Raw genomic sequence first — 12,200 nt, forward strand, 5'->3', positions numbered from 1 at the left:
GAATGGTACGCTGATGATTCGCTACGAATTGAACAGAGCGTTCTGTCGGGCAAATGGCGCAGCCAACAGCGTTTCGGTGCCACAGATATCGCCAAAACGTTGGTGGGCAATACTAGTTTGCTGCGCGTTCTTGGAACGCCGTGGGCTGTGCTGACGTGTATGCATATTGAGGCCGGGTTACCCCCGAGTGACGAGCTAATAATCACCTACATGTTACGGAGACGTGCACTAATCCATGTTCACGCGATTCAGACGCCCACCGCTTGCGCTGGGTAGAGTATGGCGTGACCAACTCTAGCGGTAAAACCATTTCGAGTCGATGATGGCCAGACGCAGGTCGATTACGTCCTGCATGGCCCAATTCGGCAAATACTGGCAGGTCCAGTAATTGATGATCGCGTGACCGCTGCGAGTAAACCGGCAACCTGGATTGGAGAAAGCTCGGTCTGGGTCCGATTCGATATCATCCACGACTTTCCAGGTACGCCCATCGTCGCTCGAAATAGCTGCCGTAAGCGGACTGCGTTTGCCAAAGTGCGATCGGAATGCCGGATCATACGGACTGTTGTTCCAAATCATCAACAGATCGCCGGTCGACGGTATTTGTGTCAGCTCGGGGCATGATTCCGGTGAACTTAGACCGCTGGTTTGTGGCTTGGACCAGGTTTGTCCGTCATCGGTCGACTGTGACAGAAATAGTGCACCCAGTTGACTGCGCATGACCATTAACATGCGCCCATCGCGGCACTCTTGAACATGTGGTTCCATCACGCCACGCATTGGCAACTGAATGCGACCGTTGCTTTCGCGCCACGAGCGCCCATCATCGTCGCTCAGTAGCACAATAGCCGCATACGTCTCACCATGCGCCGTCGTACCCTGCTTGTCGATCACCGTCACAGGCAATAATAATCTTCCCGACGAGGTACGTTTGACCACCGCATTGCACAATCCGTAATACCCGTTTGAAACTTGACCGACCGGCTGAAAGCTTGCGCCGCTATCGCTGGATCGCCAGGTATAGATTGTGGATGTTATCGGGTTGGTGTGGTGCTGCCGCATGAACAGCAGCAGCACCGCGCCATCGTGTGCAGGCAGTAGATTGGGTGAATAGACGTTGATGTCACCAGGCGCTGTTTCTGCAACCACACGATGCCCCGACCAATTCAACCCGCCATCGCCGGACCACTGCGCCACCAGACGAGTCTGAGCGAAATCACTGCCAGTTCCGGAAAACTCCATGTAAACCACCAGCAAACGCCCATCATCCAGCTCGATCACGTCGCCTTCACCCTTGCGCGTAAGCTCTGGCGTACTAGCCGCGACTGTCACGATCGTCTTGCCGCCCGTGGGATTCTGGCCCTGAACTGGCACACACAATAATCCGGCAATCCACAGCAACCCAGCTAATGATTTCATCGATCGCGCTCACTTGTTAACGATGTTCTTCAGAGAACGACGCTGTCTGGCGACGGCAGCTGCACACGGCGTTCACTTCGGTTGGGCTAGTTACATTCGCCAGAACGCGGGATGGACTACCGACTGCTGTACGCGACAGCCACTACAGTTTACCATAACACTGCGCTCTACGCGGTTGATATTCTGATCGAGCGCTGTGCACTCACTTCAACATACCCATGGCAATGCACGGAGACTATACGATGGTGCGCTGGCTAACGATCATTGTGGCTGCTGGAACGTGGTGGATAGCGATGGAGACTCAAGCAACGTCGCAGGACGATTCACGTCTATACGAGATGCGTGTGTATTATGCCGCCCCTGGAAAACTAGACGCGCTGCACGAGCGTTTCCGTAACCATACTGTAAGACTGTTTGAAAAGCATGGCATGGAAAATGTCGGTTACTGGACGCCGATCGACAATACGGATTCCAGGCTGATCTACTTTCTGGCATATCCTGATCGCGATGCGCGCGACAACTCCTGGAAGGCTTTTATGGCCGACCCCGAGTGGCAGTCCGCCTACAAGGCCAGCGAAGTCGACGGACGGTTAGTCCGCAAAGTTGAAACCGCATATTTTTCGGCCAGCGACTATTCACCCAAGATTGTTGCTCATGTCAAAGGTGATCGCGTCTTCGAATTGCGGACATACACAGCTACTGCGGGCAATATCGATGCGTTGCACCAGCGCTTTCGCGAGCACACCGTCAAGTTATTCGCAAAGCACGGCATGACCAATATCGCCTACTGGACACCCGTTGCCGATCAGAAGAGATGGAGCGACAAGCTGCTGTACATTTTGGCCCACCCGTCGCGCGAGGCGGCTCAAACGTCTTTCACCAATTTTCGCCAAGATCCAGTATGGCTGGCAGTGCGTTCTGCGTCGGAAGAGCGTGCCGGCGGATCATTGACCGCCACCGAAAACGGCGTGCTCTCTGAATTTCTTGTCGCCACCGATTATTCGCCTATTCGCTGAAACCATCAGCCGACATATTTTCCCGCAGTGCGGGCACGCGAATGTTAGTTGGCGGGTTGAGTTTGGAGCAGGACCATGCGCTGATAAAGACCACCGTGGTCCATGAGTTGCTGATGGGTGCCGCGTTCAACGATGCGGCCTTCGTCGAGCACCAAAATCTGATCAGCGTGCATGATGGTGCTCAACCGGTGAGCGATGACAAAGGCGGTGCGACCTGTGAGGAGTTTGGCGAGACTACTTTGTATGAGCCGCTCGCTTTCGCTATCCAGGTTGCTGGTGGCTTCGTCCAAGATCAAGATTTTTGGATCAGCCAGAATGGCTCGGGCGATGGCCAGACGCTGACGCTGACCACCACTAAGTTTGAAACCGCGTTCACCAATCACGGTCTTGAACCCTTGCGGCAGTTGCTGGATAAATTGCAAGGCCGCAGCGGCCTGGGCGGCCGCAGTCACCTCATCCACGCTAGCCCCCTGACGACCGTAGGCCACGTTTTCGAATATCGTTCCATCAAATAGGAACACCTCTTGCTCTACGACACCAAGGATCTTGCGATAGGACTCAAGTGAAATCTCGGTGACATTGCGGCCATCTAACTCAATGGTACCATGAGTTGGATTATAGAAGCGTGCGACCAAGTTACATAAGGTCGTCTTGCCGGCTCCGCTGCGACCGACCAGGGCGATTGTGGAACCAGCGGGAGCGGTAAAATTGATATCGGCGAGCACTAGACGATCGGATCCTGGATAGCTGAAGCAGACGCCGTTCATCTGTATAGCTCCAGCCACGTCGCTGCGCACTACTGGGCGAGTACCAGGCTGTTGGGCAGTCTCCGTTTGCTCTTGCAGCAAATCGAGGACTCGATCGAGTCCAGCCAGATTGTTTTGAAAGCTCATAGCGCTGGAGGCGATGGATGCAATAGGTCCAAGTAGCATCGTCAAGTAAACCAGAAACATCATCAAATCACCCAGCGACATTCGACCGTTCAGTATTTGCCAGCCACCGTACAAAAGCAGGCCGGTCGAGGCCAATGGAATAATGACTTCCCAAACGATCTCCAACAATCGCGTGGCCCACCAGACCATCATCTGCTGTCGGGCGATGAGGTGCGTGGACTTGACGAAGCGATTGGACTCACTTTTTCCGCGAGCGAATGTGCGAACGACACGAATGCCACCGAACGTTTCGGTAGTGCTGGCGTCCACGTGTTGACGGCGTTTGCGGATGTCCTTGTAGAGCGGACGGACTCGGTATATCCAGGTTCTATGCGTTAGCCACACAGCCGGCAGCAATAGCAATCCACCAACCAGCAACCGCCAGTCGACTAACAACAAGACGATGAAGCTGCCGACCAATTGCACGATTGCTTGCCAGGGGTTGTAAATCATATTAAAAATCAGATCGGCCACACCACCGGCATCTTCGCGAATGAGGCTGGTGGCTCCACCGCTCTTGAGCATTTGAATGCGATGCAGGGGTAGACGCATAGCATGCTCGAAAACGCGCCGACGCAGATCAGCCTGCATCAATTGCACCGCCTGCGTAGCGTACTTACGACCCCAGATGTGAACTACGGTGCGCAGCAACGTCACGACGACTACCGCAGCGGCAATCATCCACAACAACTGCATCGGCGTCGGATAACCGAGACGACTAGCCAGCCAATTGGGCAGTTCCAACCTGGGCTCAGTAAGCACGTAGTCGATGGCCAGTTTGGTTCCAGCCGGCGGGATCAGGCCCAGCAGCGTAGATACCGTGAGTGTCGTCAGTGCAACGACGACTTTCAGGCGATGTGTCCCTAATTCGCGCCAGAATTGCACCAGCAGAACCCAGAAGCTGCGGTGGCTCGCCGTAGATGCATCGGTGTCGGATCGCTCACTATGGAACCGACCAGGCCGCTGCCCAGAGCGATGACGCTGAGCTACCTCCTGGCGGTACTCTCGAAAACGCTGGCGACTGCTGGTGGATGACATCGCTGGGACTACACTCGCTGAATGATCTGCTGGGTAGCGAAACGCACTTTGTGTTTAGTCGCATCAACATCACTTGGGTCTCGATAGCCGAGCGCGCAGCCCACCACCGAGCGATAGCCGAGCGCCTCGAGCCCCAAAAGCTTATCGTAGGCGTCCAGTTGAATACCTTCCAATGGACAAGCATCAACGCCAAGTATGGCAGCGGCTGTGAGCAATTGCCCCAGGGCCAAATAGACCTGACGACTGTTCCAATCCAAATGCGATTCAGACTGTGCAATCGCCGACAGCAGCATGCGTCGATACCCGGCCAGCGCAGCTGGCAATACCCCGCGCGCATCGGCGGTCTGCTGAACGTGTTGGTCGATATAGGCTTCATCCAGCTGCTCCTTGGCGGTCAGTACGACCATGTGCGAGCAATCAGCCGGTTGTCGCTGGTTCCACGAAATCGCGGGAAGCTGGGCTTTGATCTCGGGACTGGTGATGACCACGAATCGCCAGGGCTGTAATCCATAACTGCTGGGGCTCAGCACTAGAGCTTGCTCCAGGACTTGCCAAGTCGCCAAGTCGATTTGACGTTGTGGATCGAATTTTTTGACAGCATATCGCCAATTCAATTGCAGCAATAGTTTCTGTGTATCCATGGCCTGGCGCTCAACACAAAGTGAACAAAACTGCCTGACTACTTGACGGCTAACAAGAGACGCTGGCGAATCAGATAAAGTGCCGTGCTTTCCTCAACCTTTTTGCCTTCAAGATCGCTGACGTAGAACACGTCGACGACTTGATCCAGGTGCGTACTGATCTTGGCGACATGCAAGACCAGTTCCATGTCGAACAGTACCTTAGAGACGTCGTACAGCAACCCCATGCGGTCGTAGGCGAACAGCGTAATGATCGTGTGATGGTCTGACGTACTGTTATCGAAGCGAACCAGTGTCGGCTGTGTCTTCAGGTTTGCCGCTGCCTGTCCACTATACTTATTCCATTTTTTGGCAAACGTCGGTGTCGCAGGATTGTCCGGATCTAAGGCTCTGCGAATTGCTTGACAGACGGCTTCGATGCGCGAATCGGAAGGTCGACCGTCCGACTGTGGATCTTCAACCAAGAACCGGTCCCAGGCAATATTGCCCGGTTGCGTATGTATGTCGGCGTTTAGAATCTGCATTTCCTGGCTAGTCAGCGCTCCAGTAATGCGATGAAACGTGCCGATAAGCCGGCCGTGCTGCTGTGTGGCAATCGTGAATTCAATAGCCTTTTGCGATTCGATGTATTTCCCCCAAGCCAAACACGGTTGTTGGTCCAGCAGTTTGAACTGCTCCAATTCGCCCACGAGCTCTTTAGGCGAGGAACGCATCAAATAGCCGATGGGTAATGCCTCTACCTGCTGTTGCCACCAATCCTGATCGGCGTCACCGGTTACCGCATCCAGCACAGCTTGGCGGCGAGAAGCAATCTCGGCGCGAAAGCCTTCTCCAGGTTTATCATCGCGAAAGTGAGCATCGGTCTGATAGTAGAGCTGCAGCAGCAAGTCGATCTTCCACTGATTTACCACATCCGGACCGACGCTGGCCAGATCGGCGTAGGTCAGCAGTAACAGCAGTTGCAGACGTTCGCTGGAGCCTACCACTGCAGCAAACCGTACGGCCGCCGCACGATCACTGAGGTCATAGCGAAACGCGGTGAGCGCTAACAACAGGTGTTGGTGAACTAAAAATGCTAATGTCTCTTGATCTTGTGGACTCAACTGGAGCCGATCCGCCACATTCAACGCGATGCGGCGCCCAACTTCGCTGTGATCTTCCGGGTAGCCTTTGCCCAGATCGTGAATCAGCAGCGCGAGATGCAGAATCGCTTTGTGCTTAAGGCCGCGATAGATGACTCCCAGCAGTGATGGATTAGACTCCAGTTCCGTCACGCACTCAACAGCCCGAATCGAATGCGCATCGACGGTATACTTGTGATACTGATTGAACTGCAGCAAGCAGCGGGCGTGAGTCATTTCAGGAATGACCTGCTCGAGCACACGCAGTTCATGTAGTCTTCGCAACTGACCGGCCAGCCCCGTGGTACTGGACATCAGTTCCCAGAAACGGCGGATAGTCACCGGATCGATCTGTCCGACAGGTCGATTGCGCATGGCGATACGAATTTGCCGCCACGTTTCATGTTCGATGGGTTTACCATAGCGACTGGAAATCGACATTAGTTCCAGCACTGCCGCCGTGTCGCGTGTCAGTCGATCCAGTCCGGCAGGCGTGGCCCATACATGCCGGATACCAACACGGTAGTCGCGCTGCACGCGAATCGCCATTGTGTGTTCCAGCGACTGCACGAACAAGGAACTATATTTGGCCGATTCCAGCACATGCGCGCTACTATATCGAATTTCGCTGGTGTGTGCGAAATACTCTTGCATGAACTGCTCGACCGGCAGAATGCCTTCGGCGCCAGTATAGCCGGCCCACTGCGCCATTTGCATTTGTAGAGCCCGATCCAGTTGATCTTGCGTTTTACCGGCCACAAAGTGCATTTGATGGCGCAGTCTCAGCAAGAACAGATGGGCATCCCGCAGCGACTGAAAGTCCTCTTGCGATAGATGCCCCTGAGACTCGAGTTTGCTCAAGTCAGCTTCGCCATACTGTGCGAAACCCAGCCAGCGTACCAACTGCACGTCGCGCAGGCCTCCTCGGGAGCGCTTGATATTGGGCTCCAGCAAGAACACCGTTTCGCCGTATTTACGACGTTCCTCGCGGCGCGACTTTTCGATGAGGGCAATCAGCCGCTTGCTGCGCTTGCGAGTCCCCTCGCGGAAGGCGCGAAAAAAACTTTCAAATAGCGACTGGCTACCGGCCAACTGGCGACTCTCCACCAGCGTCGTAAATACGGTCGCATCGCTCCAAGCCAGCTTGAGAGCCTGCGGCGCAGTGCGGAGCGAAAACCCTAACAGCATCCCGGTGTCGCCAATCCACTGGCAGAGACTCTTGGCGACTTGTCCAGCAGCTTGTTCATATTCCGGAGCGTGCAGTAACATTAAATCCGCATCCGAATAAGGCGACACGTCGCGGCGCCCATAACCACCGTGCGCTACCAGTGCCAGCATGTTTTCGGGGTGGTCAAGTTGTGCCTGATTCAGCGCTTCGTCAAACAGCCCCAAAACCACATCGTCCCACAAGTCGGCCAGGCCGTGACTGACCTCAAGCGCAGAACCGCCGCTATCATGCAGCGCATGAAGAGACAACAGCCCTTCTTTGTAGCGCTTTCGCGACTGGACAACTTCGGCGGAAAAGCCCGATGTGGAGCTGCTCATAGCGTTAACGTTTCGTGCCGCTAGATGGCTTCTTCGCCCGATTCACCGGTGCGAATGCGAATCACGTCGGACAGCTCAGACACGAAGATTTTGCCATCACCAATTTGGCCGGTAGGAGCGACTCGCAAGATTGTTTCGACCACCGCTCGGTAATCGGTATCGTTGCAGATGATCTCGATCTTGACTTTGGGAACGAAATCGACGGCATATTCGGTTCCACGGTAGATTTCGGTATGTCCCTTCTGGCGACCATATCCGCGCACTTCCGTAACAGTCATCCCGTGCACGCCTTGTTCAGTCAGCGCATTCTTCACGTCCTCTAGCTTAAAATGGCGAACGATCGCCTCTACCTTCTTCATGAATCCGCCTTTCCAGCAGTAACGCCCCAGTTCTAAACCCAGATTAATCGCCTACCAACTGCCTTAAGTCTAACCTGGACTGGCGTTTGCAGGAATCCGAGTCTAGCCTGGTTACTCTGGACGCCGCCAAATCGACTCGCTACCACCGCAACGGCTGTTAGCCAGTCGAGCCAAGACAAACAGCAAATCGCCAAGTCGATTCAGATAGATCAAGGCCAAGCTGTAATCGGCTGTGTCCGGCTGACGGATTAAACCTACCAATTCGCGCTCGGCGCGGCGGCACACCGTACGTGCTAAATGCAGATAAGCCGCCACGGGAACCCCGCCCGGCATGATAAAATTCGCCAGCGGCGGTAGATCATGCTCTGCTCGGTCGATTATCGCCTCCAATGCCAAGACGCGCCCTGGGCTCAGCAAACGCATTGAATTCCCATCGGGGTCGGGCGTGGCCAGCTCCGCCCCCATGGCGAACAAATCGGATTGCATTTCATGAAACGACTCCGACCAAGACTTATCCACCAATGCTTGGTCGCGCAACGGTTCCGGCAACATGGCTTGAACCACGCCCAGTAGAGCGTTTAGTTCGTCGACGCTACCGTAGGCGACTATGCGCGAATCGTCCTTGAATACTCTGGGGCCAGCAAACAAGCCGGTAGTTCCGGCATCTCCTGTTTTGGTATAGATTTTCACTAGCGACGGTTCCTCATCGAGTTCAGCGGTCGTGGCGGGGTAACGCAGGCGAGTTGGCCAGTGCCTGCGGCCTGGATAACGGTTTATTGACTGCGCGGTTAGCAGTTGCACTGCGGGTCGGAATGTGTTTTGACGGACAGTATTGTACGAATCGGATACGACAATGGGAGATATTGTAGAAGCCGCTGGCATGTTCATCCTGACCAGGTCCCAGCCGGCGCAGTTCTTATTGCTCAAACACAACAATCGCTGGGATTTGCCTAAAGGTCACATCGATCCCGGCGAAGATCTGCTGACGGCCGCCCTGCGCGAGACCGAAGAAGAAACCGGTATTGGCAGTCAACAAGTTGAAGTGGACGACCAGTTCCGATTCGTGATCGAATATCCGGTGCAATCTTCCAAGCGAGGTGCCTACCACAAGCGCGTCACCTATTTCCTGGGCTATGTGGATAGCGTCAAACCGATCCACTTGACTGAACACATTGGATATCAATGGTTCGGTTGGCCAGCCCGCGGAAGTATTCAAGCGGCAACTATCGACCCATTGTTGCAAGCATTAACGCGCTATCTGAACCACGACAATTAGCATGGGCCACTGCTCAAGACCACATACAGCCGCAATCTATTGACTTGCGCAAGCTTCATGAGTTGGCGAGAAAACGCAGTGTTCGCTGACTGGCGCAGCAGTTGCGTTTTGCTCAGCAACCAAGGCTGACTAGACGGGGCTATCCTGGACAAATGCGCTCAGGGTTTGATCGTCACGCTGATATCAGAAATCTTGCTAACCGCGTTTAACAGCTCGCGCCACGGCCGGTAGGGGTTTTCGCCAACGCTGGAGACAGCTCGCATGGCCACGTGCAGTCGCGAAACAGGCTCCGACTGCGTCGCGTCCAAGTCCAGCCAATGGTCGTCCACCCAGGCTTGAGTCCATACGTGGAACCTGGCGTTGGCTGTGGCCGCGTCGATCAACAATCCGCCCATCAACCGCGCAGGGATCTGCTGCTGCCTCAATAGCGCGGCCAGCACACACGCACATTCAATGTTTCCGCCGCTACGATGGCGGGCCGATTCGATAGTGCTCTTGATCTCACCAATTCGCGGTTGCAGTTGCCAGACGTTATTCAATTGAGCTTGCAGGACTAATGCGCGTTGCCGGAGATCGTCGCTGGACTGATCGGCTAAAAATTCTTGAGTCATCTGGGCAATAAGTGAATTGCTGGCGGGCACCAGCGCTGTCGCAGCTAAATCGTCCGGTAGCGGTGCAGAACTGGCACCGCTGGCGGTACCCCCAGATGTGAGTGTCCCTAGCGATAGTTCGCCGGTGCTGGCATTGAGCAAACGCAGTTGTTGCCGCTGGCTAGAAATAAACTGCTGCTCCAGATCCAGGTCCAGCGAAAACACCCGCAGCCGTAGCGGGTCTGTTTGAGGCAGCGCCACTCCGTCGGCGGTCAATTGAAATTCTTTTTGTATCTCCACAGCAAACCGCGTCTGGTCGGACAAGCGATCGACGGTTTCTGTATCGACGCGCAATTGCAACGTTGGCTCACCCGTCAGCGTAACCGACTTGGCAATGACTCCATACTCATCGGTCCAGATGTGTGATAAGACGTTGGCTTCCGGCGGGCCGATGGTGGCTTGAATCTGTAGCAACTTGGCCGCCTTGCCATCGGCTAAGGTCGTAATGTCTGGCCCCTTGGCTTCCAAGCGAACTGGCAAGAAATCACTCATTTGCGGAATGAAAATCTGGCCCTCGATGATCTTCCCGGGAGCCATGGGCGCACGCATCAGCATCATTTGCAGCCCCATTGAGCCCCAGGTACCCTTGGGCCAAGGTATTTTTTTGGTGGTCGGGGCAGCATTGCCCTCGCGGCGCGTCACCTGCAGCTCGCCAAAAACCAAGCGACCTTCGGTCTCCAGCTCGACAGCCTCGCCTGCCTTGGACGAAAAACGGAAACTGGATAGCTCCCCATTGGATCGCTGAATCTCTTCGTATACCACGTGCCGTGGCTCGATGGCGGCTCCGCTAAAGTGGCGTTCAATGAAGTCCTCGCGGCGCAGCCTCAGTTGGCCGGATTTGGTCAGTTCGCCCTGCTGGACCGAAATTCGCGAATAGCCGACGCGAACCGATCCTCGATACTGGACCTCGGCGGTCTGCCAGGGCAAGCGGTCCGGCGCAATCCAGTCTTGGCTAGAAATTTGCCCCGCCAGACGAATCTGCTGGATGTCATCCTCTAGTGGTTGGACCGGTTGATCGGTCTTCAAGCCAGCCACAGGATCCAAGAGTTGTTGACGAACTTCGTCTGACAAAGGCTGACTACGTTGACAACCCGACGTGATCCAGCAGCAACCGATGGCACAGGCCAACCTTAGAGCACGATTTAGAGGTACTCGCTGCATTTTCAAGGATACAGAAACCAGGGACATGTGACGTTGCCTGCCAATTCGATCAACCGGGTAACAAAAGTGATCCTTCGAGCCCACAACGCGGGCGATGATGCTCGAAAACATCAATTGTATCACAGTCCGGTTTCCAAGCGGCAACAGCGCCCTAGGACACTCTCAGATTGTAACGATTACAGGGATTCTTTCCGTTGGGAATCTCTAGGAAAGCTGGCTACTTTCGAGCGATTTGGAGTTTGCGCTGCGCCAGTAACCTAATTTTGGTTGTCGCAAAACAGCCTGATGTTTTGGCTAGTTCTCCACGAATCCCTGAAAGACTTGATAATGGCCTCTCGGCAAACTCCGCCCGTCGCCAATCCGTCCGTGAGTACGCCCTCAGTGAACTCGTCGATGGCATTTGGTGGACTGACCGAACAACAACTTGAAGCACACCTGGAAGTTTGTCAGTACGGCGTGTTTGAATTGACGGATGCAATTCGCCCCTCAGTTGATTTGCAAGTCATACCTCGTCAAGGCTTTCGCCATGATATGTATGTCGATCCTAACAACAATGCCAAGGTTCCGGTCATTATGGCCGCAGCCTCGCGTGAGCGGTTGTTCGATCTGTTCATCGACATGCTAGACACTCTTGGCTCCGTCGTCGACGTTGTGCTAGAGACCAGTCACCATCATGACAGCGGGCATCAAGACTATTACCGCGAGCACATTGACCTGCCAGTGCTAAAGAGCATTCTGTACGAGTTCGAAGACTTACTGATGAACGATGGTTGTGCAGGCCTCGCTGTATTGAATCCCAAAAGGCAGCAAGAAGTTCAGTTCGACGAACACAAGCTGATTATCGCCTACGGTTCGCCGCTGGAATCGTTCGAGCGAGTACTCATCAAGCACGATGTCTACATCGACAAAGGCATCCGATTCATCACCGAGGCCGAACATGTGCACACCAGCAGCGAAAAGATGTACGACCAGTTCCTGTCGCTGGCAACGCGACTAGGAATGGAAGCTGAAGGCGACGACGCCGCAACCTGCTAGTCGAATG

Annotated in this window: 10 protein-coding genes; 3 read left to right on the forward strand and 7 right to left on the reverse strand. The window is 54.7% G+C overall.

Annotation, left to right across the window (positions count from 1 at the left end):
• Nucleotides 1-294: 294 nt before the first annotated feature.
• Nucleotides 295-1,419, reverse strand: a complete 1,125-nt coding sequence (locus KF752_15045; GenBank protein ID MBX3422868.1) for an exo-alpha-sialidase — start codon at nucleotides 1,417-1,419, stop codon at nucleotides 295-297.
• 242 nt (nucleotides 1,420-1,661) lie between these two features.
• Here KF752_15045 and KF752_15050 point away from each other — a divergent pair, with 242 nt between their 5' ends.
• Nucleotides 1,662-2,435 (forward strand): NIPSNAP family protein, encoded by a 774-nt coding sequence (locus tag KF752_15050; protein ID MBX3422869.1) that lies wholly within the window; start codon nucleotides 1,662-1,664, stop codon nucleotides 2,433-2,435.
• Between the two features lie 44 nt (nucleotides 2,436-2,479).
• Here KF752_15050 and KF752_15055 read toward each other — a convergent pair whose 3' ends face one another.
• From KF752_15055 to KF752_15075, 5 genes are all read right to left on the reverse strand, one after another.
• Nucleotides 2,480-4,405, reverse strand: a complete 1,926-nt coding sequence (locus KF752_15055) for an ABC transporter ATP-binding protein (protein MBX3422870.1) — start codon at nucleotides 4,403-4,405, stop codon at nucleotides 2,480-2,482.
• A gap of 8 nt (nucleotides 4,406-4,413) precedes the next feature.
• The gene (locus KF752_15060; GenBank protein ID MBX3422871.1) at nucleotides 4,414-5,046 is read right to left on the reverse strand and encodes an NAD(P)H-dependent oxidoreductase; all 633 of its coding nucleotides are present in this window, start codon (nucleotides 5,044-5,046) and stop codon (nucleotides 4,414-4,416) included.
• 38 nt (nucleotides 5,047-5,084) lie between these two features.
• Nucleotides 5,085-7,712 carry a [protein-PII] uridylyltransferase gene (gene glnD, locus KF752_15065; GenBank protein MBX3422872.1) on the reverse strand — a complete coding sequence of 876 codons (2,628 nt, stop codon included), beginning with the start codon at nucleotides 7,710-7,712 and terminating at the stop codon, nucleotides 5,085-5,087.
• A gap of 20 nt (nucleotides 7,713-7,732) precedes the next feature.
• Complete coding sequence (locus KF752_15070) at nucleotides 7,733-8,071, reverse strand: P-II family nitrogen regulator (GenBank protein ID MBX3422873.1); 339 nt, start codon at nucleotides 8,069-8,071, stop codon at nucleotides 7,733-7,735.
• 111 nt (nucleotides 8,072-8,182) lie between these two features.
• Nucleotides 8,183-8,761 carry a cob(I)yrinic acid a,c-diamide adenosyltransferase gene (locus tag KF752_15075; protein ID MBX3422874.1) on the reverse strand — a complete coding sequence of 193 codons (579 nt, stop codon included), beginning with the start codon at nucleotides 8,759-8,761 and terminating at the stop codon, nucleotides 8,183-8,185.
• Nucleotides 8,762-8,924: 163 nt separating this feature from the next.
• On the opposite strand from KF752_15075, the gene KF752_15080 reads away from it, so the two are divergent.
• A complete protein-coding gene (locus tag KF752_15080; protein ID MBX3422875.1) occupies nucleotides 8,925-9,347 on the forward strand; it encodes an NUDIX domain-containing protein in 423 nt (140 codons plus the stop codon).
• Nucleotides 9,348-9,505: 158 nt separating this feature from the next.
• On the opposite strand, the gene KF752_15085 is transcribed toward KF752_15080, so the two are convergent.
• Complete coding sequence (locus KF752_15085) at nucleotides 9,506-11,185, reverse strand: transglutaminase domain-containing protein (protein MBX3422876.1); 1,680 nt, start codon at nucleotides 11,183-11,185, stop codon at nucleotides 9,506-9,508.
• 300 nt (nucleotides 11,186-11,485) lie between these two features.
• Between KF752_15085 and KF752_15090 the strand changes: the two genes are divergently transcribed.
• Entirely contained in the window at nucleotides 11,486-12,193 is a 708-nt protein-coding gene (locus KF752_15090) for a hypothetical protein (protein ID MBX3422877.1), read from the forward strand.
• The last annotated feature ends 7 nt before the right edge of the window (nucleotides 12,194-12,200 follow it).

It is taken from the genome of Pirellulaceae bacterium (assembly GCA_019636385.1).
In the GTDB taxonomy this organism is placed as follows: domain Bacteria; phylum Planctomycetota; class Planctomycetia; order Pirellulales; family Pirellulaceae; genus Aureliella.

Coding starts and splice junctions, on each gene's coding strand:
- KF752_15045 (MBX3422868.1), bottom strand. CDS start 1,419: ATGAAATCATTAGCTGGGTTGCTGTGGATTGCCGGATTATTGTGTGTG.
- KF752_15050 (MBX3422869.1), top strand. CDS start 1,662: ATGGTGCGCTGGCTAACGATCATTGTGGCTGCTGGAACGTGGTGGATA.
- KF752_15055 (MBX3422870.1), bottom strand. CDS start 4,405: ATGTCATCCACCAGCAGTCGCCAGCGTTTTCGAGAGTACCGCCAGGAG.
- KF752_15060 (MBX3422871.1), bottom strand. CDS start 5,046: ATGGATACACAGAAACTATTGCTGCAATTGAATTGGCGATATGCTGTC.
- glnD (MBX3422872.1), bottom strand. CDS start 7,712: ATGAGCAGCTCCACATCGGGCTTTTCCGCCGAAGTTGTCCAGTCGCGA.
- KF752_15070 (MBX3422873.1), bottom strand. CDS start 8,071: ATGAAGAAGGTAGAGGCGATCGTTCGCCATTTTAAGCTAGAGGACGTG.
- KF752_15080 (MBX3422875.1), top strand. CDS start 8,925: ATGGGAGATATTGTAGAAGCCGCTGGCATGTTCATCCTGACCAGGTCC.
- KF752_15085 (MBX3422876.1), bottom strand. CDS start 11,185: ATGTCCCTGGTTTCTGTATCCTTGAAAATGCAGCGAGTACCTCTAAAT.
- KF752_15090 (MBX3422877.1), top strand. CDS start 11,486: ATGGCCTCTCGGCAAACTCCGCCCGTCGCCAATCCGTCCGTGAGTACG.